Consider the following 25,175-nt stretch of genomic DNA (forward strand, 5'->3'; position numbering starts at 1 on the left):
GTTCAACTCCACAGGATTCGATTGATATGTCGAACATGAAAGCCGCACCGGCCAAGCAACGAGCCATCGAAACACAGCACTACTTTTCGAATCTGGAACAAGAAATCGTCCGCAAACTGCACGACGAAGCCAGCAGCGATTTCGGTCGCCAAGAATTGATCCGCAGCACCGGGATTCACGATCCCGGTCTGATCGAAGAATTGGGAAAGCTGGGGGTGACGGCCGACGGCCTGATCACCCTGCGGTTGTTCCCATTGGTGCTGGTCGCCTGGGCCGAAAAGAACGTCGACAAGAAAGAACGCGAAGCGGTCATGGCCGAAGCCCACCAAATTGGAATTCAAGAAGATTCCACCGCTGGAATTCTGCTTGATCAGTGGCTGCAGGTGCGTCCGCCTGGATTGTGCGTGGATGCATGGAAGCGATACGTCCACGAACTCTTTCGTGGCATGTCGAGCGTTGCTCAGCAGCGGTTGATTCTGTTGACGAAGAAGCAGATGACAGGCGTTGCCAAGGCCTCCGGTGGGCACCTGGGGTTCGGGAAAGTCTCGGCCAAAGAAAAGGCCACGATCCACCAAGTGCTCACTGCGATGCGACAACAGACGCAAACGCATTGAACGTCATGCCGACGATGGCATTCCGTCAGCCGTGAATGCCTGTTCGCCCCGCGTCCTCTTCCCACTGGGTCGGAAGCTCGGGGTAACGTGTCTGACCGGCTTTGGGCTGGTGGTAGGCATTGTGTTGTCGGTAGTAGGCGACGCAGTCCTGTTCCCGACCGAGGACAATCCGAAATCCGCTCAGTTCACCGAACCGAGCCGTGATGATTGTCCAGCGTCCGTGTGCGCTCGCATCGTCTCGAAACACGATGACCCAGTCGTGCGTCGCATGTTGTTGCTGTGCTCGAGCGGTGTTGGAATACATCGCAGTGTAGTGACGCCCTTCTTGCTCCGTATGCCACACCGGAATCGCCGAACTGGGACTGCCTTTTTGGCCTGCCGGATGGATCTGAGTCAGAGTGCCTTCTGAAACCCGTTTGCGATACTCGCAGTCAATGTGAAGGAGTTCGTCGACCGTGACCTGACTCTCCGGGCTCGAAACGGAGTCTGGTGGTTGTGTGACGCCGCGATGTGTCAGGCTGGCCTGAATCGCTTCTCTCCGTTTGCGCCCGATACCAGGAACGTGTTCCAAGCGACCGTCCTTGGCGGCGATGAGCAATTCCGAAAGGGTTTCAATGTGCAAGTGGTCATAAATACGATGAGACAATTCAGGCCCGAGCCCCGGAAGCGTCGCAAAAAAGTGCTCGGCATTGGATTGACCACGCAAGCGATCCAGAAGCGGAATCCGGCCGATTTGAATCGCTGATTGGAGCAGCCCGGCAATGGAATGACCGATCGTGGGAAGGTTGACCAGCCCGTTGATTCCATCTCGTTCCAGGATGTCTCGGACTGGACAATGCAGGTTCGCGACGGTTTCGGCCGCGGCGTGATAAGCACGGACACGAAACTCATTGGCGTGCTGTTCCTGAAGCAAATCGGCGATTTCCGAGAGCTGTTTCGCGAACGTCTTGTTTTCGCGAATTCCCTCGATCTGCTCCGCCGCTTGCAGGGGAGCGTTGGACTCAATGACAACCATGGCACCGGCTCATCAGTTGGGGTGACCGTAGGAATCGCCTGACTGTTGCGAAACCAAGGGGGTGGGATCAAAGTAGGTGTCGCTTCGAGTCAGCGGATCCACGTATTCCAGACGCACTGATTTCTCGTCACCCACGTGGTCTGTCGGGCAAGCGTCGCGGAATGCCTGCAGCGATTGATACTGGGTTTCTTCCAGGTGCCGCACGATCCCGTCCACGATGTCTCGAATCACATCGGGGCCTTCGCGATAGACGGCCGAAGTGATCATGACCACATCCGCGCCCGCAATCATCGATTTGAGGGAGTCTTCAGCGTTTGAGATCCCGCCACTGGCAGCGATCGAAATCGTCCGGTCACCGGCACGAGCACGCACGATGCCTTCGAGAATACCGCCCAACGTATTGATCGGCGACAATTCCCAATGGATCGTCCAGTGCATGCGGTCGGTGCTGACATCCCACTGAGGCAAGTGAGTGAACAAGACCAACCCCGATACGCCGACTCTTTGCAACTGAGCGGTCATCGACGAAAGGTTGGTGTATCGCTGGCTGATTTTGGCAGCGACTGGAATGGAAACCAATTCGCGAACCTGTCGCACCAACTCACACATTCGTGTCTCGACATCGTTGGACGTTTCCAACGGATCGAACACGGCTTGCTGCAAGTTGAACTCCAGGGCATCCGCCCCGGCTGATTCAATTTCCTTCGCGTATTGAAGCCACTGCCCAGGCGAAGACCCATTCAAACTGCCAATGACTGGAACCGTGCAAATCTCCTTCAGACGTGCGATGGTCTGCAGGTAAACTTCCGTCCCGCCGTTGTACCGGTCTTGCTGAGGTTGGTAGCCACTGCGCTGGATTGCATTTGCCGGGTCGGTGGACTTCATCTGTTGATGAACGACTTGCTCTTGAAGCATCGACGGCAACACGATCGCACCGGCACCTGCGCCGACCAGTTGCCGCACCGTTTCCGGTTGCGTGTTCAAAGGACAAGCACCGACCACAACGGGTGAGACCAATTCCAGCCCGAGGTATTTCGTCGTCAGTTCACAGGACATGGCTTGGGCACCCCGGTCAATGGAGAAAAATCTCAATGGAGAAAAATCAGGAACGTGAAAGGTCCACGCAAACGTTGTTCCCATGCCAGTTCTTCCAGTCACTGCTTCGCCCGGGCGCGCTAGTGTGACAATACGGAGCAGTCCACCGAGCAAATTTGGATCGGAATGGTGTGCGGAAACGCTGTTTTCGCAACGGCACAGTCATTGCCTTGGAACCCAACCACAGCGTCCGGCAATCGACTTCGCCTGGCCGCGTCTCATATTTTCAAAGGATGAATTCAATGCCTGCCTCTGCCCGCCGATTGATCTCCAACATGATTGGCGACCTCAAAGAAGAACGAGACGAGCTGGCTCTGCAGATTCACCTTGGCAAGGAAGATGCCAAGAGCGAGCTGGAACGACTCGATCAAAAACTCGAAGAATTGAACCAGCAATACCAGCCACTCAAGAACGCGGTGGATGAAACCGGTGACGACGTCTGGGCTGCGTTGCAACTCGTCGGGGAAGAAATCAAGAATGGATTTCACCGCATCCGAAAATCAATCTGAGATTCGCGTTTCCCGCATCCACACGATTTTGTTGAACGATGGCGAACGCCCAAGCAGCTGCGATGCCGGAAGACTGAAGCGAACCTGACTAAATGACGGAGTCCCCTGCCAATTCGTCGGTGTCGGTGTTGTCGGAGGTCACGCCATTGAATCGGTCCAGCAAGCGATAGAGCTTTCGACGGTGAATTCCCAGTTTGCGTGCCGCACCGGCCTTGTTGCCGTTTTGGTCTTCCAAGACTTTCAAAACATGGACTCGTGCGATCTCGTCCAGTTGGTAGCGGGAGTTGCCCAACATCTCACTGGGGTGCGGTGACGACGTCGAATCCTGACCTGCCTCCATCATCGTCGTTGCTTCTGTATTGGACCTCATTGGCGGTTTGGCGGACGGACGCCCGAAGTCAACCACTTCGGACGGCAGATCGTCCAAGGTGATGTCGAATTCGTCGGCCAAAATCGTGGCCCGATCGATCACATTGATCAGCTGCCGAATGTTGCCCGGCCAAGGGTAGCGGTTCATGGCATCCCTGGCCGCATCGTCCATGTGATAGGACCGCGGCAGGAAATGGTCGATCAATCGATCGATGTCACCTTCTCGATCACGCAGCGGAGGGAGCGCAATTGACAGGACGTTGATCCGATAGAACAAATCTTCCCGGAAGTTGCCTCGATTGACTTCGGTTTGCAGGTCTCGATTGGTCGCGGCAATGATGCGGACCTTGACGTTGCGTTGGCGGTGGCACCCCACGCGACGCAGTGACCCGTCTTCGAGAACGCGTAGCAACTTAGGTTGCAGAGACAGCGGCAGCTCTCCAATTTCATCGATGAACAAGGTTCCACCGTCCGCGATTTCAAACAGCCCTGGCTTCTCGGCCGTTGCCCCCGTGAAAGCTCCCTTTTGATGGCCGAACAGTTCGCTCTCCACCAGATTCTCTGGCAGCGCGGCACAGTTGACGGTCACAAAGGGCTTGTCAGCGACGTGACTGGATTGCTGGATGGCTTTGGCGACCACTTCTTTTCCCGTGCCGCTTTCGCCTTGAATCAAAACGGGTTTCGTTGTGCGTGCGACCTTTTCAATCAGTCGGGAAACTTCTTGCAACGATTTCGATTGCCCAATCAGTTTGGCGGCCGGTTGCGAACGCGAAATGACGGCTTTGAGCTGCTTGTTCTCTTTCTTCAGTTGGTGTCGCTCACGGGCCCGAAAGCAATGGTGTTCCAAATCGCCCAGTGCACAGGGTTTGCTCAGAAAGTCGCAGGCTCCCATTTTCATCGCCGACACCGCCGTTTCCACGGTGCCCTGCCCGGTCAGCATGATGACTTCGATGTCGATGTTGTCCTGATGAATTCGCTGCAGCAATTCCAATCCTGACATGCCGGGCATGTTCATGTCGAAAACACCCACATCAAATGATTCGCGTTCGAGCAGCCCGAGGGCTTCGGCAGCGTTGGAAACATCGGTCACGGTGTGTCCCTTTCGCGTCATCCATTTTGCAGACGATCGACGCGAGTCCTCTTCGTCGTCGACCAGCAGCAGCTTGATGGGCGATTCCGTCATCGTGATTCCTTGTGCAAAGTGGGGGGCGCCAGCAAGAACGCTGAACCGGTGTTTGACTCCGACAACGCTGGACCCAGCGAGTATCAATCGCCAACGTCAATCACGTCAGGTCGGAACGACCGAACCAAAACGGATGCGTTCTTCTTGCTATCGTCATCCGCTGGGAGAGAACGATCAAGAGTGGGGCCGACCGGAAGTGCTTCCGCCGACGTAGCTTAGTACCTGGTGGTCTGGCGAGTCGTCCTTCTTTCTGCGGCAGTTGGGATTCGGGGCCCGCCCCTGATCAAGGCGGTGTTGCATACGCTCAGTCATGGCAACTGTGCTCTGGGGAGCAGCAGCGTGCGGATGAGTCCACCGGGAGGCTCGGGTTGGCATTGACGAGGGGAAATTGGGCGACGGAATGGAACGTGCATCGGAGGAAGGTGTTTTTAAGATTTTCCTTTCCGAGAGACAGCATCATGCCAGAAGCACTGGAAGACACACTGCGGCAGCTTCATGACCAGTTGGCCGAACTTGACACGTTGAATTCCTCGGAACGACAACAGCTCCAGAACGCTGTCGAGGAGATTCAAGACAGCTTGGAGCGATTCGACATTCAATCAGCCGAATTGGCCAAGCGATTTCATCGATCGACACAAAGCGTCGCATGCAACCACCCGCAATTGACCCAAACCGCCGGTCAATTTGCTGACATGCTTTCGCAGATGGGAATCTGATTCGGCCACATCCTTTCCGAGTGTCGTCCCCACGACATTGTTTTTCAGGTCGGGAAGTGGCGACTCGGTTGAGCTGGGACGGAGTGCATGGATTGCCCGAGTCGCGTCGAGGTCAGCGTTCCTTGCACTCAGGAGTCCAGCTGCGAATCGTCGTGTCGACCGATGAGAAACTGCTGCAAAACCACTGGGGGATTGCAAACGGGCGAGGAAGGGTGTGACCTCTGCGGTGACGTAGCGGGCGGTTTGTGCTGCTTGGCCAAGCCAAAAGTGCAGGGGAAGCGTTCGGAAAGTTTGCTCATTGGCCATTCGGGCATCCAGCGTGGTGCGGGAGGTACCAGGGAAAATCCTCGTCCTGTATCCTGTTGATGACAGCTTGCGACAAGTTTGACGCAATCAGATTGCTTTCATGCCGGATTCTGGGATATGGACGACGAGTTGACGATCTTGCTCGTTGAAGACGACCCGGATTCTTTAGCGAACATGATCGACATCCTGGAGATGGACGGGCATGAAATTCGAGTCGCCGGCAGCTTCGCCGAGGTCCTGAATGCTGGCGTCGATCCCGCGATTGAGCTGGCAATCCTGGACCGTCGATTGCCCGATGGCCAAGTTGAAGATCATCTGGCTGGTTTGACGGAGCAATTGCCCAACGCAGAGTTCATCATTGTGACGGGGTTTGCGAACATGGAGGGCACCATCGCGTCTTTCAAGCAAGGTGTGACGGACTACCTGCTCAAACCCGTGCATCCAGACGTCATCCGGCAAAGCGTCGCTAGGATTGCGAAGCACAAGCGGGTCGAAGCGGAATTGCAGCGTGAGCAGCGATTCGCGAATCAAATCTTGGAGACAACGGAGGCGTTGATCGTTGTGCTGGATCTGGACGGACGTGTCGTCCACTTCAACAAGCAGTTTTCTGTTGTCACGGGGTGGAAGCTCGAGGAGTTGGTTCATCAGGATTACATTCGCCACTGCATTCCGCCTGCGGAACGAGAACGAGTCAGCGAGGTCTTTCGCAATTCGGTTGGTGGCGGGCGGGTCTCCGGCTTCCGCAACGGCATTTTGACGAAGGACGGCCGGGTGCGTCAAATTCGTTGGTCAGATTCGGCATTGGAAGACGCTGACGATCAGATCGAATCCTTGATCGCGATTGGAATCGATGTGACGGACATGGTCGAAGCTCAGGAGGCAGCCGCGCGAGATCACCGGCTTGCCGCGATCGGACAGACCGTTGCTGGGTTGGCGCATGAAAGTCGAAACGCACTGCACCGGATCAACGCCAGTGTCGAACTATTGCGTCTCGATGTTCCTCCTCAGACCGACATGCGCGAGGAGATCGAGTCCATCGCCAGAGCCTCGAATGAACTGGGGACGACGTTGGAAGAAGTCCGTGAGTTTGCGGCCCCGATTCGCCTGCACCTTGAAAATGCTTCACTGCCTTTCATTTGGCGACGAGTGTGGGCTTATCTGGCGAAATCGCGAGGCGTTCGCGACGCTGAATTGAACGAGACGCTGTGCGATTGTGAATGTCCCGTTGTCGTGGACGTGTTGCGGATGGAACAGGTCTTTCGCAATCTCTTTGAAAACTCGTTGGCGGCTTGTCAGGATCCCGTTCGCATTCAGCTGCAATGCCGATGCGATGGGAGTGGCAATGTTCTTCTTGATTTCGAGGACAACGGCCCTGGACTCTCACCCGAGCAACGTCAAATGGTTTTCGAGCCATTCTTCACGACCAAAGTCAAGGGAACCGGACTGGGCATGTCGATCGTTCAACGCATCGTTCATGCCCATGGAGGTGTGATCCAAATCGCTGAGCCGAAGCAGTGCGGGGCGCGGTTCGTCATTCGTTTCGGAAAACACGAGGCGACATTGGAAGATGACTGCACCGGATCACGGGAATCAAGCAATGCATGACGTCGAACAACTGGCCGTCCTGGCCTCGGTGTTACGAACAGCGGTCGATGCGATCATCATCATTGACGAACGCGGCACGATTGAGTCCGTGAATCTTGCGACGGAGCGGATGTTCGGATTTCGCGCCGATGAAATGCTCGGTCAGAATGTGAAGATGCTGATGCCATCGCCCTACCATGAGCAGCACGATGGCTACCTCGATCGCTATCAGGAAACCGGCGAACGACACATCATCGGCATCGGCCGTGAGGTGACCGGCCAGCGGAAAGATGGCAGTTTGTTTCCGCTGCATCTCGCTGTCAGCGAAGTGGAGGCGAAAGAACGAAAGCTCTTCACTGGGATCCTGCGTGACATCAGCGACTTCAAAGCAGCCGAAGCAGAACTGAAGCAGCTCAATGCGACGCTGGATCAACGCGTTCAAGACCAAGCAGCCGAGCTACAGAAGGCTCAAACAGAATTGGTGGAAAAGGAGAAGTTCGCGACCCTCGGGCGGATTTCCGGTGGGATCGCTCACGAGATTCGCAACCCACTCAACGCGATCAAAACGTCCGCTTATTATTTGCTCAACGCGAAAACGCCATCGCCGGCGAAGACCGAGGAGCATCTGAATCGAATCGACCGGCAAGTTTCGAGCATCAACAATGCGGTCACGGCACTGTCGGACCTGGCTCGTTTGCCCGATCCACAATCGAGCCCGATGGATGTCGCTGAAATGCTGGCGACAATCCTGCGTGAGTGCAAATTGCCGCAGAACATCGTTGTCACGCAAATTGTTCCAGCCGACTTGCCGAACGTGTGGGCGGATGAAAAGCAGTTGCCCATCGTTTTCAAGAATCTGATCCGCAATGCTCGGGACGCGATGAGCGAGGGCGGCGCACTCCAGTTGTCGGCTCGCCACTTGGAATCACAAGTGGTCGTCACAGTGCAGGACGATGGCATTGGAATGTCACCGGATGTGGTTCGTCGAATAGCCGAGCCTTTCTTTTCAACCAAGGCTCGCGGAATGGGGCTGGGCATGGCCATCACCACCGCAATTCTCGAAAAGAACCATTGCTCAATGGAACTGGAATCGGAACCGAACGAGGGAACCACGTTTCAAATCTCGATTCCAATCGCGGAGCAGAGCCAGTGACCGCGAAACGTGTGTTGATCGTGGACGATGACGTGGACATCTGCACGAACATCAAGGACATTCTCGATGACCTTGGGTACCAGACCGACATCGCTCATGACGGGCCGTCCGCCTTGCAATTTGTCGAATCCAGTCCCTACGACGTGGCTTTGCTGGATTATTCGATGCCTGGCATGGACGGGGCCACGCTGCATCAACAGATGGTTCAGCTCCGGCCGGAAATCACCGCGATCATGGTGACCGCTTATGCTCACGGCGATGGTGCTCAGCGAGCCCGAGACAGTGGGATTCAACAGGTGCTACGCAAACCCGTTGATCTGAAGGAGTTGCTTCCGTTGATCGAACAGGTTTCGAACGCTCCGATGGTGCTCGTCGTCGACGATGACCCCGAGTTTTGTCAAACGATGTGGCACATTTTGCGTGAACGATCGTATCGAGTTTGTTTGGCGCACAACAAAGAAGATGGCGTCCTCAAAGCGATGGGAGCCGATTACCAGATCGCGGTGGTTGATCTCAGCCTGTGCAGCGGACTGACCGACGGTTGTGAAGTCCTGCAGCGAGTCCTCGAGGTCAACCCGACCATTCGAACGATTTTGATCACGGGGCACCGCGAAGAAGCCGACGGTATCCTCGACGGCTTGAAGGCTCTCGGATTGGACGAGGTTTGTTTCAAGCCCTTGGACATGAATGCTCTGATGAGCAAAATCGACGACCGCATCTGCTGAAGCATCGTTTTCCAGTCGTGATCTCCTCGTCCGATTCACTCGGAATCGCGTGACGGGGAATCCAGCGTGATTCGCCTTGCGATGGGCAAGCGTTTTCGATTCAGCGGTTTCTTTCCGGTCACGCAAATCTGATTGAGGATCCGCAAGCTCCGCGACAGGGGACGAACGGCCTCCTGAGCGAGTTGCTTGAGATAGAACGATGAGACGCGGCCTTGCAAGACGATCCCTTGGTCGTTGACATCGACTCGAATGCCCCGCAGTTCGCCGTGACCAACTCGCCGCATTTCTGCATTGAACCGATCGGATACATCCCTGGTGGAACTGGCCGTTGGATGAACCGCCAATGAATTCGAGGGGAATGACTGCTTTTCGCTCAATGGAATCGCCTGCATAGGATCTTTCCGTGTGTGCATTGTGTAACCGCGAGGGGGCAGGAGTCGAAAAGGCTCCACGACGTCTTAGAGCGAACCCTGTGCCGAACACACGCGAAGAATGCGCCCAGGGGCGGACACCTGATGGCACTCCGTCTGCATTGCAATCCCTCCACTGAGGATCAACTTTTGGGCGGAACTAGAAATGCATATAGAAATCGACCCCCTGCGGAACAACCGCCTCGCTCGAGTGATGATGGAGGCATCGCCTGTCGCGATTGTATTGTCAAATACCAGCGGAGTTATTGAAGCAATCAATCATGTGGCCGAGGGATGGTTTGGCTACGAAGAAAAGGAATTGATCAGTCAAAAATTGGATTTGATTTTGGAGGTCGATTCAACCAGTGACGATGCGTCACACACTTCGTGCCGACCGGCACGATCGAGCGATTTGGAGCGACGTCAGCCAACCCTCCGGCGCGGACACCGACGCGACGGGTCCAGTTTTCTCGCTCAAACCTCGGTTTTCCCTCTCACCTCCGATTGGGGAGAAACTCGCTGGATCAACTTGATTGATGTCTGCCGCGATCAAGCTGGCGTGGAGGATGCCGATGTCAATCCACCGGCAGTCGATCACTTGATCGAAGGAGAGCGATTGGCGGCAGTGTTGCAGATGGCCACCGGACTGGCGCACGAGTCCAGCAACGCTTTGCAACGCGCCCAATCCTGTCTGGATTTGTTGCGTTTGGATCTCACCCATCGAGGCGAGTTGCTAGAGTTGACCGACCAAATCAAAGTCGCTTTGAACGACTTGCACCGAAACCATGAAGAGGTCAAGCATTACGCGGCGCCGATTGTTTTGAAGCGTTCGCCAGTGAATCTCAATGAACTTTGCCAACAACAATTTAGGAAGCTCGTTCAGCCAATCGCGGAGGAGTGCCCGCGAATGTGGATCGAAATCGCCGCCGGGGAGGCCGAGAGCCAACCGTCGAAGGTGGATTCGAAAGCAGACACCTGCCCGCTGGTCCACTTGGATGTCAATCGGATCGGAGAGGTGCTTCGGCGAGTGTTGGAGAATGCGATCCACGCCAGTTCTCCAGGAGGACGAATTGCGTTTGAATGTGACTGTTCACCGTCCACCGAATCGCTCTCCTCGGAATGGAAGTCGATCGACGCGTCTCCAATTCTGCTGCGTGTCCGCGACCATGGCAGTGGCCTCACGGAAGAAGTCCAGGCGCGGATGTTCGAACCCTTCTTCACAACCAAGCAACGAGGCGCGGGGCTGGGACTTTCGGTTTGCCGGCGAATCGTCAAAGCTCACGGGGGAACCATTGCCGCCGCCAACCATCCCGATGGCGGGACCGTCGTTCAAATCATTTTGCCAAGGTGAGGGACGGAGGCTGGGGGAGGAAGCCATGACTCCACGCGTGGTGGTGGCCGACGAACGTGAGGCCCGCCATGATTGAGCATGGAGCGCAGGCAACGCTTTCCACACGGAGCCGCCCGGCTGCCAATGACGCCTAGCAGACTGTTGATTGAAAACGTTTCGCAGATCGAACGATCAGCCGACGGGCGCTAGCCGAATGGCACTGACTTCACCCTCCCTCAGGGAGGGTCGGCCCGCTTCGGGCCGGGGAGGGCGAGCCCAAAACCCGGTGTGTAGCCCCTCCCCTCGCTTCGCTCGACGCTCCCAGGGGGAGGGTAAATTTGTAAAGCAAGTGCCATTGGACGCTAGCCTGGACTGCTGAACGTTTGGGGTTAAGCAGGTCGGCAGGAATGATCAAGCACAATCATGTGAGCCGTTTGGGCGTTAGCCCCGGTTGTGCGTGAAAACCGTGGCTAACGCCAACGGCTCACATACCCGATGACACCTGCGTACCTGCTTAAAGAGTATTGTCGCTTGCGCAAGTTTTCATCCCGGTAGGGATGCAAGATGGTAGCCGTCGGTAAGCGACAGCGCCACCGATGGACATGCAACCCCCACGCCAGAGCTCAACGCGAACGTGTAGGCGTCTTCTCCAGCCATCGGATGGTCGACATAGCCATTCCCCATGTCGACGAAGCCGTAGCCACGCAGGGGACACATGTCTTCGATTTCATAGAGCACGTCGGTGGTTCCGGCTGTCGTCCCCTTTTCGAAGTCCACGCTGACTCAACCACCCGTCCGTCGTACATCGACCGTGGCAGGCTCACCTGCACCGTGCGGCGTCAAACGCATTGACCAACGTGTGCTCATCACGTGATGATTCTCTGAAACCTCTTTTCACTCCAGCCGGAAGTTCACCGATGGGCACAGACGAATCCGCCACGCCGATTGTTCGCAAAGTGGAAGAACTCTCCAATCCCGACGAGCATGGATCCAGTCTCGCGCCGGTTCAGAAACGCGAAGTCGTGTTGCGGTTGGAGGCAGAATCACTGGACAACATGAGGAAGCGGGCAACGGTTCGAGTCGATCAACCTCAAGGCAGCACGTTCGAAATCATTTGCGATGAAGGCCCGTACTTGGGCGGGGACGATTCCGCACCACCGCCACTGGCCTACTACAGCGCCAGCATCGCCTTTTGCCTGTTGACTCAGCTCTCTCGCTATGCCTCCATCAAGAAACTCAAAATCTCCCGTTTAAAACTTTCGCAGGAAACCCGGTTCTCGATGGAAGGATCGGTTCTCAAAGGCACGCTGACTGGCCGAGGCGTCGAAGTGATCACTCACTTGGAGATCGAATCGGAGGAATCCGAAGAAACCATTCGGAAGATGATTGAAGTCGGCGAGAACAGTTGCTTCATCCACCAGTCGATCATGCATCCCGTGCCATCGACGATTCAAGCGAAGTTCAATGGCCAGAGCCTTGGTCCTGCCTGAACTTTGCAAGCTCACAAAGAGATTGTCATTGCTTCGGCAGAATGTCGCGTGATGCCAATCACTTTTGCGTGACAGAAGCGTTCCCGTTCAATCAGCTCGACGGGCGTCTTCGAGTGTGTGAGCCCTTTGGCGTTCGCCAAGGCTCCCATGTACAAACGGGGCAAACACCCAAACAGCTTGCATGCTTGCTCCCAATCAATCCTGCGGCCCCGCTTAGTTGTATGTTCGAGGGGGGAGTGATATGAATAGGCTCACAACCGAATGCAGTCTCTTGCATTCGATCCCCGTTGTTTCCTGGTTCTGCTGGATTGCTTCCATGAAGTTCGATCAAAAACAATCACCTGTCATTCGGAACGTGATCCAGTGCCTGGTGTTGGCGGGAGTCGTGCTTCATGCACAGGCAACCGAGGCACAAGAGTCTGACCGAGAAGTGCCAGTCAACCGACGTGTGCTGCCCATCGCGGCGCCATGGCAACCACCGATCAAAACGTTGGACGCCCGCGATGCCAAAGCCCCACCGGTGTTCAAGGTCGAAGCGCCCCAGGATGCGCCCAATGTGGTGGTCATCATGATTGATGACCTTGGTTTTGGTGGCACTAGCGCGTTCGGCGGCGTCACCCCAACGCCCACCTTCGATCGACTCGCGAAAAATGGTTTGCGATACAACCATTTTCATTCGACCGCGTTGTGCTCTCCCACACGTCAAGCTTTGTTGACCGGTCGGAATCACCACAGCGTGAACATGGGTTCGATCACAGAGATTGCGACCTCTTTCCCTGGCCAAACAGGCAAGCTCCCAGACAGCTGCGCCAAGTTGCCTGAAATCCTCCGACTCAACGGTTACAGCACGGCCCACTTCGGCAAGTGTCACGAAGTCGCTGTTTGGGAGATCAGTCCCAGCGGTCCGCTGACTCGTTGGCCGACGCTCTCGGGATTCGACAAGTTCTACGGCTTCCTGGGGGGAGAAACCAACCAGTGGGCACCTGCGATTTACGACGGCATCACCCCCGTGGACAACCCGGCGAAGGGCGACCCCGACTATCACTTCATGAACGACATGACGACGCAGGCCATCAATTGGATTCGTGCCCAACAGTCGCTCACGCCGGACAAGCCATTCTTCACCTACTTTGTCCCCGGTGCCACGCATGCACCCCACCATGTTCCCGAATCGTTTATCAAAAAGCACGAAGGCAAGTTCGACGCTGGCTGGGATGTCATTCGGAAGCAGATTTTCGACAACCAAAAACGCTTGGGAGTGATTCCGAAAGACGCGGTGCTGGCCGAGAAGCCCGAGGACATCAAAGACTGGGACGCTCTTTCGCCGAAAGAGCGAAAGCTGTTCTCGCGTCAGGCGGAGGTCTTTGCAGCATTCTTGGACATGGCGGACTTTGAAATCGGCCGACTCATCGATGCGATTGAAGAACTCGGCGAACTCGACAACACCATGATCGTCTTCATTGCCGGTGACAACGGCACCAGTGCGGAAGGCGGCATGAACGGCATGTACAACGAAATGACGTACTTCAATGGAGTCGAGGAAACGGTCGACGACATGCTCCAGCACTACGACGATTGGGGCAGCGCCAGCACCTACCCTCACATGGCAGCCGGCTGGGCCGTGTGCTTTGATTCGCCCTTCACCTGGACCAAACAAGTCGCGTCCAACTATGGCGGAACGCGTCAGGGAACCGTGATCCACTGGCCGGCAGGGATCAAAGCGAAGAACGGTTTGCGTCAGCAGTGGCACCATGTGATCGACATCGCCCCCACGGTCTTGGAAGCCGCTGGCTTGCCGCAGCCTCGAATCGTCAATGGCGTCGGGCAACGTCCGATGGAAGGTGTCAGCATGCTGTACTCCTTCGATGAGGCCCAAGCCGCTGACCGGCACTTGGTGCAGTACTTCGAAATCATGGGCAATCGAGGCGTGTACTACGATGGTTGGTTCGCCGGCACCGTTCACATGTACCCCTGGGCTCCACCACGGAACAAACTCCTCGACGATGTTTGGGAGCTGTATCATGTGGCGGAAGATTTCAGCATGGCAAACAACCTGGCAGCGAAGCATCCTGAAAAGCTGAAAGAGCTGCAGGAAGTGTTTTTGTCCGAAGCGGTGAAATACAAGGTGTTGCCGATCGACGATCGACGCCAATTGCGACTCAACGCCAAGCTGGCCGGACGGCCAACCTTGATGGGAGATCGCACCTCGCTGACCGTCTATGAAGGGCTGGGGTTTTTGCCTGAAAACGATTTCATCGACACCAAGAACCGTTCCTTCGAAATCGTCGCGGAAATCGAATCACAGGGCAAAGCAACCAACGGGGTGATCGTCAGCCAAGGCGGTCGCTTTGGTGGATGGAGTTTGTACTTGAAAGAAGGCAAGCCGGTTTACACCTACAATTACCTCGGTCTGGAAAGCTATTCGGTGACATCGAAGGACGTTCTGCCTGTCGGCAAATCAACGCTCCAACTCGAATTCGCGTATGACGGTCAATCGGCCGATGGCCAACCCAAACTTGGTGCGGGAGGCACGGCCACGCTGAAGGTCAACGGCCAACCGGTTGGTTCAGGCAAGGTCGAGAAAACCCAGTTCGCGATTTGGTCGGCAGATGAAACCGCCAATGTCGGCCTCGATCGCGAGACCTCCGTGTCGCCTGACTACACCGAGGAATCAAGCAAGTTCACGGGCAAGATCGACAAGGTCACCTTGACCGTGAAGTAGCTGGCAAGCAAGCACGTTCACCAACAGTGTCACAGGCTCCTGGTGGTCTGTCACAGCGAAGCAGGTCGGCAGGAATGATCGGGCACAATCATGTGAGTTGTACGTGGGAGCAACGACGCTTACCGAAACAGTCCAAATGCCGAAAGACTCCTGCCGACCTGCCTAAAAGTGAGGGTTGATCGTCGTGGATGAGGCGACGAGTCCTTGGATTTGACGCCAGTTCAGGACTCGTCGCCTCGTCCACTACCCTAAGATCAAGTCATGACAGACCACGAGCCTGGGGTGGATCTCCGCCCCGAATTCATCCGAAAAACCATGCCTGAATCATTCGTCTCCGCTGCACGCCCAACCGACTCAGGCAGCTTCAAGCGTCGTGACTTCCTTGAGTTCGCTGGTCTGGTGGCCGCATCCTCTTGCCTGCCAAAAATCGCTGCCGCGGCTGATGCCGCCGGGGCAACCCCCGCAGACGAAATGGCGGTGGATGTCGTCATCGTTGGCGGTGGCCTTGGTGGTTGTGCTGCAGCGTTGGCAGCCACCCGGATGGGCAAGCGTGTGCTGATGACTGAGCCCACCGATTGGATTGGTGGACAACTCAGTCAACAAGGTGTGCCGCCCGATGAACACAGCCACATCGAAACACATGGTTGCACCGCCAGCTACCGAGAATTTCGCGAGAAGGTTCGCGACCATTACAGAAGACACTCCCCGCTCACCGAGGCCGCCCGACAGAACGCTCGCTTGAATCCTGGCAATGGAAGTGTCTCGCGGCTTTGTCATGAGCCTCGTGTTGCCGTCGCGGTCCTGGATGCCATGCTGGCGCCTGCAGTCAGCGCAGGCCGACTGACCGTGCTGCTCGATACCGAACCGATCCAAGCTGATGTCGATGGCGATCGCATTCGATCGCTCACCTTCCGCAACAGAGCGGGGACGGCGGTGACCGTGACGGCACCGATGTTCGTCGACGCCAGCGAACAAGGGGACGTGCTGCCACTGACCAACACCGAATATGTCACCGGCTTCGAATCTCGAGACCAAACCGGGGAACCACATGCCCCTGACCAAGCCGCCCCGAAAAACATCCAATCGTTCACGTGGTGCTTCGCGATCGATCACCTGGACGGAGAAGATCACACCATCGATCGGCCCCAACAATACGGATTCTGGAAAGAGCACACACCTGACTTAACGCCACCCTGGCCCGGCAAGTTGCTGTCGCTTCAGTATTCCAAGCCGAACACGCACAAGCCCCATGACCTCGCCTTTGTCCCGCCAAGCAACGGACAGCCACCAGCGAAAACACAAGCCCTGAACTTGTGGCTGTATCGCCGCATCCTGGCCCCAGCCAACTTTGTCCCTGGCACCTACCCAAGCGGTGTGACCATCGTCAATTGGCCGCAGAATGATTACATGCTGGGGGATTTGATGACTGGCGATGAACAGGAAATCGACAAGCATTTGGAAGGATCCCGGCAACTGAGTTTGTCGTTGCTGTACTGGCTGCAGACCGAAGCACCACGTCCTGACGGCGGAACGGGATGGAAGGGACTCCGCTTACGGAAGGACATCATGGGCACGGAGGATGGCCTGGCCAAGTATCCCTACATCCGTGAGTCGCGAAGAATCGAAGCCGAGTTCACCATTCTCGAACAACACATTTCACGTGCCGAGCGTGAGACGCTGGTGAAGAGCCCAACGGACAAAGTTCGGGCGGCATCCTTTCACGATTCGATCGGGGTTGGCTACTACCATCTCGATCTGCACCCCAGCACCGGTGGCGACAACTACATCGACTTCGCCAGTGTTCCGTTTCAAATTCCCCTGGGCGCATTGATCCCCAAGCGAATGAAGAACTTGATCGCTGGGTGCAAGAACATTGGCACCACTCATCTCAGCAACGGTTGCTACCGCCTGCACCCAGTCGAATGGAGCATTGGCGAAGCCGCGGGTGCCTTGGCCGCTCATTGTCTCGATCAACACGATCGACCAAGCGGAGTTCGGAACGATCCCCAGTCACTGGCCGAGTTCCAACGCCTCCTCACACGGCAAGGTTTTGAACTGGCGTGGCCGTCCTGACATCCAACGCCAACCCGATCAGGCCAACACGAAAACAGTGACGCGGAGTTCACTCCGAAGCAGGTCGGCAGGAACGATCAGGCAGAACCCGGTGAGCCATTTGGGCGTTGGCCCCGATTGCACGTGGGAGCAACAACGCTACCCCAAACAGTTCAAATGCCGAAAGACTCCTGCCGACCTGCTTAAGTTGGCATGCCACACCTCATCGGTGTAAGTTGGGCAGCCCTGAAATTGCTCCGTTCCCCTTTCGAAGGAAGCCTCCATGTCGTTGGATCGCCGTCAATTTATCGCTCGTTCGGCATTGGGACTTGCTGCTCTCTCCGCTTCCGATGTCCGAGCTGACAAAGCTTCCCCAAAGTCATTGCGGCTCGGGCTGGTCACTTACAACTGGGGCAAGGACTGGGATCTGCCAACCATCATCAAGAACTGCGAAACAACCCAATTCGCTGGCGTTGAATTGCGAAGCACCCATCAACATCAGGTTGAAATCACGCTCAACTCAAAGCAACGGGAGCATGTTCGCAAACAATTTGCGGATAGCAACGTGACGCTTGTGGGACTCGGCAGCGCCTGTGAGTATCACGCGATTGACTCTGCGGAGCTCAACAAGAACATCGAAGAAACAAAGCAGTTCGTGAAGCTATGCAGAGACGTCGGTGGCAGCGGCGTCAAAGTTCGCCCCAATGGCTTGCCGGCCGGACGCCCTGTCGAACAGACCCTGGAACAGATTGGGAGATCACTCAATGAGGTCGGACGCTTCGCTGCCGAATACGGCGTCCAAATCCGAGTCGAAGTGCACGGCAAAGGCACGACGGAAATCGCTCACATGAAGACGATCATGGACATCGCTGATCACCCGAACGTAGCCGTTTGTTGGAACTGCAACCCGCAGGACTTGCACGGCGAAGGTTTGGCGCACAACTACAACCTGCTAAAAGATCGGATGGGCACGATTCACATCCATGACCTCCGAAACAACCATTATCCGTGGGACGAACTATTCCCGATGCTCCTCGACACGGATGCCAAAAGTTTTACGGGATGGACCTTGATCGAAGAGGGAACTGTTCCCAAAGAACTCCTGCCCGCGATGAAAGAGAACCGAATTCGCTGGGAAGAACTCACCGGCTAAAAGACGGTGACGCCTTCGGGTTATGAAAATCGGTTTAGATCGAACTCTCGGCCAAATGGCTGAATCGTTACCATTCGTTGTGCGACCTGGGGTGGGACGCTAGGCCGAGCACGACTGATTTGGGCTGGCCTGCCAGTTCGGCCCTGCCCCGGAAATTTCGCTGAACGCTCGCTTTCCGCCCCCTCCCCAACTGCGTTCAGGAGGGTGAAGTCGAGTTGGTAAGTGCTGGCAAAAGCAGCCCGACCTCCCCTGCGGCTATGCCACGCTGTGGCGACGAATCAGCACCCTGGCGATCGGGTTACCGGGTCCAGATGATGCCGCCGGTGCCGGTGTGGAATCGGTTGCGGTCATTCACTTGCAGGTCGTAGTTGGCGTACAACGACAACGCTCCATTGCGGTTGCCTTGCATGCCGACACCCAGCAGTGCCCAGTCGCGGCCCATGTCCAAACCGTTGGTTGCGAAACTTGATCCGCTTTGCGTTCCCGTCACACTCGTTGATGGGTCCAAGAATTCGTGCATCCATGACGCACGAGCGTTCGGTGTCCAGCCCCAACCCAGCGGACCGTGGAAGTGACGGCTGCCATAGAAGTTCGATCCGATCATGCTGCGAAGCGAATGGGCATCGACGTCGTCGATCGACGCGCCGCCGGATTCCACATGGTCGTCTTGATGTACCCAGACGTATTGCAGGGCAACATTGGGCTGGACCGTCACGCCACCGAGTGTGCGATTCCACCCTCGTTCCAGGTACGTGCCCGTTTGCACGCCGTCAAAGTTGCCGGTGATTCCACCGGTGCGAGACGTGTCGTAGTCATCGTAGTTTGCGTTGCCAGCCAGTGTGTAGTAGTTGCCTTCGTGGTCGTGGCGATGCAAGAACGCGCCGACCATGCCGCTGTTGACGTTGGCTTCCGAACCGGCATCGGTGTTGACGTTTTGATAGCCGTAGGCACCATAGAATCCAACCATCGTGTGAGCGTCGACGTGGCGGAACAGTCCTAACTGAGTCCCGCCGCCGCCGTAGTCGAATCCCGACACACCGGCGTGACCATCGGCGCTACCGCCGACGCCGTAGCCTTGCATCCATCCACCCCATCCGCCGCGTGTCAGTGGCAAGCTGCGGTTGTTGATTTGACGGGCGGCACCCGTTTGATAGCTGACCTGATCAACGGCTGGCTCTTCGTAACTGACCAAACGAATGGGTGCGTACTCACCGTCGGCGGTGCGGGGTGGAGGGGTCAGCGAGGCCAAGCCCATCGAGCCGCCACCGCTGGTGTAGGTGCCCGCCATGTTGCGAACTTGACTGCTGAGCGATTGGAATTGGTAGCTCTGGTTTTGGAACTGAGCCTGCGACGTGCTGCCCAACAATTGCCCTGCTTCAAACGAGGCGAGAGCAAATATGAAGTCGATGGTAAAGTCAGTTGCGAAACCAAAATCATCGTCCCATAAAAAGCTGTATGTTCCGGGAGAAACCGTGTCAGGGCCTCCATGATCTAGCAGGTTACCACTTTCATCATGCCAAAATTCACTCCAAATTTCACCTTCGCCATCCAGTCGCGTGTAAAGATGATCGCCCGAAACGCTGACGTTGATGGCCGAGATTGACTCGCCTGCCCCCACGTTGACATCGACGATAGCATGAGAGCCGTCGGCTTGCGTGATTCTGGTATTGGACGAGCTGATGATCGGGCCCGCTGCGTGTGCAGTGGTCACACACGCGATGAGAGCCCAGGTGGTTAAGTGTCGAAGCATGGTATTCTTCCTTATTGAGTTTGATTGGTTGTTTGAGAATCTTCTTCCCTTCGACGGGGCTTACCAGACGTAGCTGACGGAACCTGATCCGACGTGGAAGACTTGGTGATCGTTGAACTGTGCGTCGTCGTCGGCTCGCAGTTCCTAGCGGTCGCTCGGTTGAGCCGCGAAACCGCCACCGGCGCTCGCCCAGTCTCGACCCAGGTCCAAGCCGTTGGCCGTGGAGCCTGCCCCGCCCACGCCAGCGAACTGGGCGTTGACGATGGCGCCCGTGTTGACGAAAAGAGCACCGCCAGCCCCAGCGTCTCCTCCGCCTCCTGCATAGCCATCGCCACCGTCACCGCCGCCGGCTCACCCCTCTTTCAGCGTCATGTTAGCGATCGTGACATCAGCCCCGGCACCATTGGAGCTTTCAATCGCGGCGCGCAACGACCCGGCCCAGAATCATTGTGGTTGCTGACGTCAAAATCAGCGGCGTTGGCAGAAGGACTGGCGAAAATCGCCATCAACAACGCAAGACGTGCGGTTCGTTTTTTCATCACATGCAGCGGAATAAGCGTACACAGAGGCACGCCAAATCCCCCATCATCGCATTCATGCGATGTGCCCCTGGGTGATCTGCAACGTTTCAACAAGTCGCGATGGAAACCGCCGCCTTCACGGTTCCCAAGCACGCGACCGAGTGCCCCTCGTATGTCGTACATCGTCGCAAGCCGGCTCGTTCGATAATCGCCAGTGAACAAACGTCACAACTTGCCACTTGACGTATTTCCCAGCCGACCCGTTTCTTTGCCGTCTAGCCTGAATGCGCTGGCATCTTATGCCTGCCGATGTTGAAAATAGACCTCTTCGTAGGGTTGGACGACGACGAAGCCATGGCCACGAAACAGAAGCTGCACGGATTCGCCGGAGACCGCTTTTTTGAGCAAGTTTCAGATCCCACGCGAAAGAATTCCTTCGCGTTCGAATTTGACATTTCCCGCATAGGCGACCATGGCGCCGAGCTTTGTCCAGACCTCACCGTTCAGGTTGATGTCGAGCATTCGTTCCGTTTCAAGTTCGAAGAGTCCCTGATCGAGATCACGATCACGGGTCTTTTCTATAAACGACTGCAACGAATAACGGTTCCCAGATTCATGCCACCCACCCAAGCCGCCACACTCATCTGCTCTTTCCCCCAAGCATTCATTTCGCCAGCATCAACGTGGCTCCTTTCAGCAGACCGATCTGCTCGACGTGGGCAGTCACCGGAGCACCCGTTTCCTGGTTCTCGAACAGGATGTGAACGTGAGTGGAGGTGGCTGGGTGTGTGAGCTTTCCGACGGCGTCTTTCGCGTAAACGCCGATCAGTTTTCCGCGAACCTTCGGCAAGGTGCTCTCGAAAGGTCGTTCACTTTGGGGCAGATCAATCTTTTGCATCCGCGCGTGAATCGGACAGGCCCCGTGAATCACATGCAACCTGACGTCGCTAAACTCTCCTACAACACTGAACATGAATGGCTTGTCAGTGTTCATGCCTGCCGCGGATGCCGCATCACTAATGAACTGGTCAAAGTCATCGGGGCCTATTGCCGTGGCCGTTTCGTGACTGGTCCATGATGCCACGTAGGATCCAACGAGCATCGTCGCTTGCTGAGCGTCCGAGTTTTCAAGTGGCTTCATTTGACCATCGGAATCGACCCCGGTGATCGTGACCTTTCCATCGTCGATCGTCACTTCGCCTTCGAGACCCTGCAGCGCCCCAACTCCAAAGAAATGGGGCCGCTTCACAAGATCACTCAGTTGGACACGCCCCTGATCTTGGTGCTTGCCGATCGCCTCGTGCATTTTTCCGTATTGAACGATGGATCCATCCTGCGGCGTCTCAGCACGCGATTGAGTCTCGCCCATATTAAATATCGCTATGGTGAAAACGGAGACGATTAAGAAATGAACGTTGCTTCGCATGGTCTGCTCTTTCCTGTTTTCGGTGTGTTTGGCTGCTCACTCTTCATACGCAATGTCCCACATGCAATTCTCACGCAATTCTCACGCCATTCGCATTTGTCACGCGATTCGCACCGTCAGCCAGCCAGTGACACACCGCTGCGCCGATTCGCACAGTGGGAGCGTCTGATTTGCACACTCGAGATTCAATGGGTCAAACCTCTTTCGGGGAGTTGCCCGGCGAGGATGGACATGTCCTTGGTCGTCCGCGAGTTCGCATTGACGATTCGAGATCCAGTCACCGTGCGCTGGGTTCGATCCAGCCGTCGTCCCCCAGCGGCGCCCTACGCTGAACGCTGTGCGAACTGCCTAGTGGTCTGTCAGGACTTGTTTTTAGGGTAGTGGACGAGGCCACGAGTCCTGAACTGGCGTCAAATCCAAGGACTCGTGGCCTCGTCCACTACGAACAACCCTAACTTTTAGCTTTGACAGACCACTAGGCGATCCATTTGTTCCGGGTGACTGGATTTACTTTGCGGTTTTGGAAAGATCTTCGATGACTTCATCGCCTCGCATCGAAACCGTGCTGATGGTTTTCGCATCGAAGTCAAGTTGCTGAAGGTCCACCATCCGGATCTGGCTGTTTTCGTAGGTGCGGAAATAGTGACGCAGGTTTTTCAAATCGACGACATTCGTCCACAAGGTGTAGTCCGCCACTTCCTTGCCATTTTCGGTGCTCGTCGCTGCCCCTTTGGGGATGTCAAACTGGTTCAAAAGATGGAAGGCCTGCAAGACTCCTTGTTCAGCGGTTTCGACCGGCAAAGCCGATTGAGTGTAGGCGACCGCCCGCACGAACCGTGACGGCGGAGTGAAATCCCCCGGCAGCCCGAGCATTCCGCTCCCTTGCCCGAGTGCCTCGATCTTGTTTCCGGCCAAATCCAATCCGCCGGAATTTTGAGGCGTGAGGTTGATGTAGTTTCGAAGGTTGGTCATGTGCCAGTCGAACGGAGGCGAATTGGTCACCACGCCGAGCGGGTTCGCATGGACGTTCAGTTTGCCGTCGACGTATTCAAACACCATTGACTCACCGCTGGAGTCGGTTGCGACCAAGTGAAGCGGTGGCACAAATCCCATCTTCTCCATCACCACTTCGCCGACGAGAACATGGTTGGCGGCTTCCACCGCCTCGTCCACGCTGCCGCACATGCCGAGCAAATAGGAGCAAAGTTCCCACGGGGCGAGCGTTCGCTCAGCGTCCGTGGACTTCACCTCTTGATACTTCGCAAAGCCGGGGAAGTAAAACAGGCCGACATGAAGCCCTTTTTCATTCAGGCCGTCTGCGATGAGCGGCTCATCAAATGCGTTGGTGCCAACGATGCCAAACTTTGATGTCCACTGCATGCCTGGTTTTCCACCGGGGGCAGTGCCTTCGAATGAATGACCTCGAGGAACGATGATCACGTTCGATCGCAGATCGATCCCAAACTCCATGGTCCTCGCGAAAACAACGGAACCGTCAGCGGGCCGGATCGTGATCCCTGTGCATGCCGAGGCAGAGGTGCCCCAGAGAGTCAAAAGACCGGTCAACGCGATTGTCTGGCAAAGACGAAAACTTCGGAGCATGAAAAAATCTTCGTAACGGATGGAGATTTGACAGGAAGAATGCAATGCATGGGGCTCGTTTCGAAAACCCAACGCCCGTCTACAAACGAAATGATAGGACACAGAACCAGCCTGGGGCTCCGCCCGCTCAAAATCGTTTCGTTGCGCTGGGGCCGAGCGAGGTCAACTCGCAGGTTGGGGCGACTTTGGCGGTGCCCTCCAACGTTGCATCCGGCGGATTGGAAAATGAACGTTCCTCGATCCCGAAATCCGAGTTGGATCCCATGCGATCGGGCCCCGAAGCGGGTTGCAGATTGTATGCTGGGCTGTTTTTCCTCCGGACGCCCCTTCCATGAACGTGCCCCAATCAATCTACGCTGGGATTCTTGTTGCCAGCCTGTTCAATGGTTTGTCGGTGAACGCGCAGACCGTGGCAGTGAACAAGATTGCGATCGAGAAATACGCGCCGCAAAGCGGTTCTTTTCCGGCGTGCACGCACATCGACCACAGCGGAAAGATTGAGATCGTGACCAGTGGCGACCGACTGTTCTATCGAACGGATTCGACGTCGCCGTTTCGCCAGTCGCCGATCAGCGTCTTGGTCGACGCCCACTCCGTCGCATTCAACGCTGTTGAGAAACGCTACTACGCAACCGACACCGGGAACCATCGGTTGATCACCTTTGCAGATCCGGCGAGCGATCAATGGGAGAGCTTTGCGACATCGCTGGCAGAGATCAAGCTGCAGCGTCCACACGACATCTTGTTTGATGCGGCAACGGGATGGATGTACACGCTGAATCCCGACAGCAGCCAAGTGTTTCGGTTCCAAGGAGCCGACGGCAAGGTGGAGGTGTTGGATCTTTCCAAGCAGTTGGGGTATTCACGTGCACTCACGATTTCCGATGGGACGCTGTACGTGGTCGGTTCCAGTCATGGCATGGTGGTCGAAGTCACGGATTTCGAAAACCAAGAGTTCAAGATCCACCGTAGCTTCGGAAAGAAGAGGAACGCCCCCGCAGGCAGCTGGCAGGGCACTGGCTTGGTCCTCAACGACGTCGATTTCCACGACGGTCACTGGTACGCGACCAGCTATTTTTGCCCATCGTATGCAGGCGAACACAACTGCGATGAACACAAATTCATCCGCTTCCAGACCTGGCAAGATTTTGAAGAGGGGACGTGGGAAGACCTCAGTCACCTGCTGCCCAGCAAAGTGGTCCCGTACTTTCTCACGCCACACGAAAAGGGCCTGGACATCGGCGTCTTCAATCACGAAACACGTGGCGATTCAGCGTGCGCCTATCGCCTGACCACAGCCCCTGGCGCGCAGTAGTTCCATCGCCACCTGCCAGGCTGTAGAGGGACGAAGCATGGGAACGGACGGTGTTTTGATGGCCACCAGATTCTAGAATTGACGAGACCACGACAAGGTCGCCGAGCCAGCGTCACAGCGGCATCATCTGACGCC

The 25,175-nt window shown here is 56.2% G+C and carries 20 protein-coding genes and 1 pseudogene; 12 read left to right on the plus strand and 9 right to left on the minus strand.

Annotation, left to right across the window (positions count from 1 at the left end):
- Positions 1–35 precede the first annotated feature (35 nt).
- Positions 36–614, plus strand: coding sequence for a hypothetical protein (locus UH5x_RS06495; RefSeq protein ID WP_236696213.1), 579 nt, complete (start codon positions 36–38; stop codon positions 612–614).
- A 25-nt stretch (positions 615–639) separates the two neighbouring features.
- Here UH5x_RS06495 and UH5x_RS06500 read toward each other — a convergent pair whose 3' ends face one another.
- Positions 640–1,629, minus strand: coding sequence for a helix-hairpin-helix domain-containing protein (locus tag UH5x_RS06500; protein ID WP_482635142.1), 990 nt, complete (start codon positions 1,627–1,629; stop codon positions 640–642).
- A 12-nt stretch (positions 1,630–1,641) separates the two neighbouring features.
- Positions 1,642–2,685: a dihydroorotate dehydrogenase-like protein gene (locus UH5x_RS06505; protein ID WP_047814363.1), complete on the minus strand. Its 1,044-nt coding sequence runs from the start codon at positions 2,683–2,685 to the stop codon at positions 1,642–1,644.
- A gap of 281 nt (positions 2,686–2,966) precedes the next feature.
- On the opposite strand from UH5x_RS06505, the gene UH5x_RS06510 reads away from it, so the two are divergent.
- Positions 2,967–3,233, plus strand: coding sequence for a hypothetical protein (locus UH5x_RS06510; RefSeq protein ID WP_047814387.1), 267 nt, complete (start codon positions 2,967–2,969; stop codon positions 3,231–3,233).
- 88 nt (positions 3,234–3,321) lie between these two features.
- Here the strand turns inward: UH5x_RS06510 and UH5x_RS06515 are convergent, their stop codons facing one another.
- Positions 3,322–4,785 (minus strand): sigma-54-dependent transcriptional regulator, encoded by a 1,464-nt coding sequence (locus UH5x_RS06515; RefSeq protein ID WP_482635143.1) that lies wholly within the window; start codon positions 4,783–4,785, stop codon positions 3,322–3,324.
- Positions 4,786–5,243: 458 nt separating this feature from the next.
- Between UH5x_RS06515 and UH5x_RS06520 the strand changes: the two genes are divergently transcribed.
- From UH5x_RS06520 to UH5x_RS06535, 4 genes are all read left to right on the plus strand, one after another.
- Complete coding sequence (locus tag UH5x_RS06520; RefSeq protein ID WP_047814364.1) at positions 5,244–5,501, plus strand: DUF4404 family protein; 258 nt, start codon at positions 5,244–5,246, stop codon at positions 5,499–5,501.
- Positions 5,502–5,924: 423 nt separating this feature from the next.
- Positions 5,925–7,412, plus strand: a complete 1,488-nt coding sequence (locus tag UH5x_RS06525; protein ID WP_482635144.1) for an ATP-binding protein — start codon at positions 5,925–5,927, stop codon at positions 7,410–7,412.
- Positions 7,405–8,544: a two-component system sensor histidine kinase NtrB gene (locus tag UH5x_RS06530; RefSeq protein ID WP_047814389.1), complete on the plus strand. Its 1,140-nt coding sequence runs from the start codon at positions 7,405–7,407 to the stop codon at positions 8,542–8,544. Before UH5x_RS06525 ends, UH5x_RS06530 begins: the two co-directional genes overlap by 8 nt.
- Positions 8,541–9,269 carry a response regulator transcription factor gene (locus tag UH5x_RS06535; RefSeq protein WP_482635145.1) on the plus strand — a complete coding sequence of 243 codons (729 nt, stop codon included), beginning with the start codon at positions 8,541–8,543 and terminating at the stop codon, positions 9,267–9,269. The genes UH5x_RS06530 and UH5x_RS06535 overlap by 4 nt, the downstream gene beginning before the upstream one ends.
- A 35-nt stretch (positions 9,270–9,304) precedes the next feature.
- Here the strand turns inward: UH5x_RS06535 and UH5x_RS06540 are convergent, their stop codons facing one another.
- A complete protein-coding gene (locus UH5x_RS06540; protein ID WP_482635146.1) occupies positions 9,305–9,661 on the minus strand; it encodes a BON domain-containing protein in 357 nt (118 codons plus the stop codon).
- 184 nt (positions 9,662–9,845) lie between these two features.
- Between UH5x_RS06540 and UH5x_RS06545 the strand changes: the two genes are divergently transcribed.
- Positions 9,846–11,030 carry a two-component system sensor histidine kinase NtrB gene (locus UH5x_RS06545; RefSeq protein WP_482635147.1) on the plus strand — a complete coding sequence of 395 codons (1,185 nt, stop codon included), beginning with the start codon at positions 9,846–9,848 and terminating at the stop codon, positions 11,028–11,030.
- A 522-nt stretch (positions 11,031–11,552) separates the two neighbouring features.
- On the opposite strand, the gene UH5x_RS06550 is transcribed toward UH5x_RS06545, so the two are convergent.
- Entirely contained in the window at positions 11,553–11,786 is a 234-nt protein-coding gene (locus UH5x_RS06550; RefSeq protein ID WP_482635148.1) for a hypothetical protein, read from the minus strand.
- Positions 11,787–11,926: 140 nt separating this feature from the next.
- On the opposite strand from UH5x_RS06550, the gene UH5x_RS06555 reads away from it, so the two are divergent.
- From UH5x_RS06555 to UH5x_RS06570, 4 genes are all read left to right on the plus strand, one after another.
- Positions 11,927–12,499, plus strand: coding sequence for an OsmC family protein (locus UH5x_RS06555; RefSeq protein ID WP_047812872.1), 573 nt, complete (start codon positions 11,927–11,929; stop codon positions 12,497–12,499).
- Positions 12,500–12,815: 316 nt separating this feature from the next.
- A complete protein-coding gene (locus UH5x_RS06560; RefSeq protein WP_482635149.1) occupies positions 12,816–15,221 on the plus strand; it encodes an arylsulfatase in 2,406 nt (801 codons plus the stop codon).
- 315 nt (positions 15,222–15,536) lie between these two features.
- Entirely contained in the window at positions 15,537–17,294 is a 1,758-nt protein-coding gene (locus UH5x_RS06565; protein ID WP_482635150.1) for an FAD-dependent oxidoreductase, read from the plus strand.
- Positions 17,295–17,556: 262 nt separating this feature from the next.
- Positions 17,557–18,426, plus strand: coding sequence for a sugar phosphate isomerase/epimerase family protein (locus tag UH5x_RS06570; protein WP_482635151.1), 870 nt, complete (start codon positions 17,557–17,559; stop codon positions 18,424–18,426).
- 298 nt (positions 18,427–18,724) lie between these two features.
- Here the strand turns inward: UH5x_RS06570 and UH5x_RS06575 are convergent, their stop codons facing one another.
- The 4 genes and pseudogenes from UH5x_RS06575 to UH5x_RS06590 all read right to left on the minus strand — a co-directional run bounded on the left by UH5x_RS06575 (position 18,725) and on the right by UH5x_RS06590 (position 23,827).
- Positions 18,725–20,176 carry an autotransporter outer membrane beta-barrel domain-containing protein gene (locus UH5x_RS06575; protein ID WP_482635152.1) on the minus strand — a complete coding sequence of 484 codons (1,452 nt, stop codon included), beginning with the start codon at positions 20,174–20,176 and terminating at the stop codon, positions 18,725–18,727.
- Between the two features lie 935 nt (positions 20,177–21,111).
- Positions 21,112–21,357 (minus strand): annotated as a pseudogene (locus tag UH5x_RS06580) (hypothetical protein); the annotation flags it as partial.
- 4 nt (positions 21,358–21,361) lie between these two features.
- A complete protein-coding gene (locus UH5x_RS06585) occupies positions 21,362–22,066 on the minus strand; it encodes an acetolactate decarboxylase (RefSeq protein ID WP_047812878.1) in 705 nt (234 codons plus the stop codon).
- A gap of 564 nt (positions 22,067–22,630) precedes the next feature.
- Positions 22,631–23,827, minus strand: coding sequence for a linear amide C-N hydrolase (locus UH5x_RS06590; RefSeq protein ID WP_201778929.1), 1,197 nt, complete (start codon positions 23,825–23,827; stop codon positions 22,631–22,633).
- A gap of 229 nt (positions 23,828–24,056) precedes the next feature.
- On the opposite strand from UH5x_RS06590, the gene UH5x_RS06595 reads away from it, so the two are divergent.
- Complete coding sequence (locus UH5x_RS06595) at positions 24,057–25,040, plus strand: NHL repeat-containing protein (protein ID WP_482635153.1); 984 nt, start codon at positions 24,057–24,059, stop codon at positions 25,038–25,040.
- Positions 25,041–25,175 lie beyond the last annotated feature (135 nt).

Source organism: Rhodopirellula sp. UH5 (assembly GCF_056839225.1).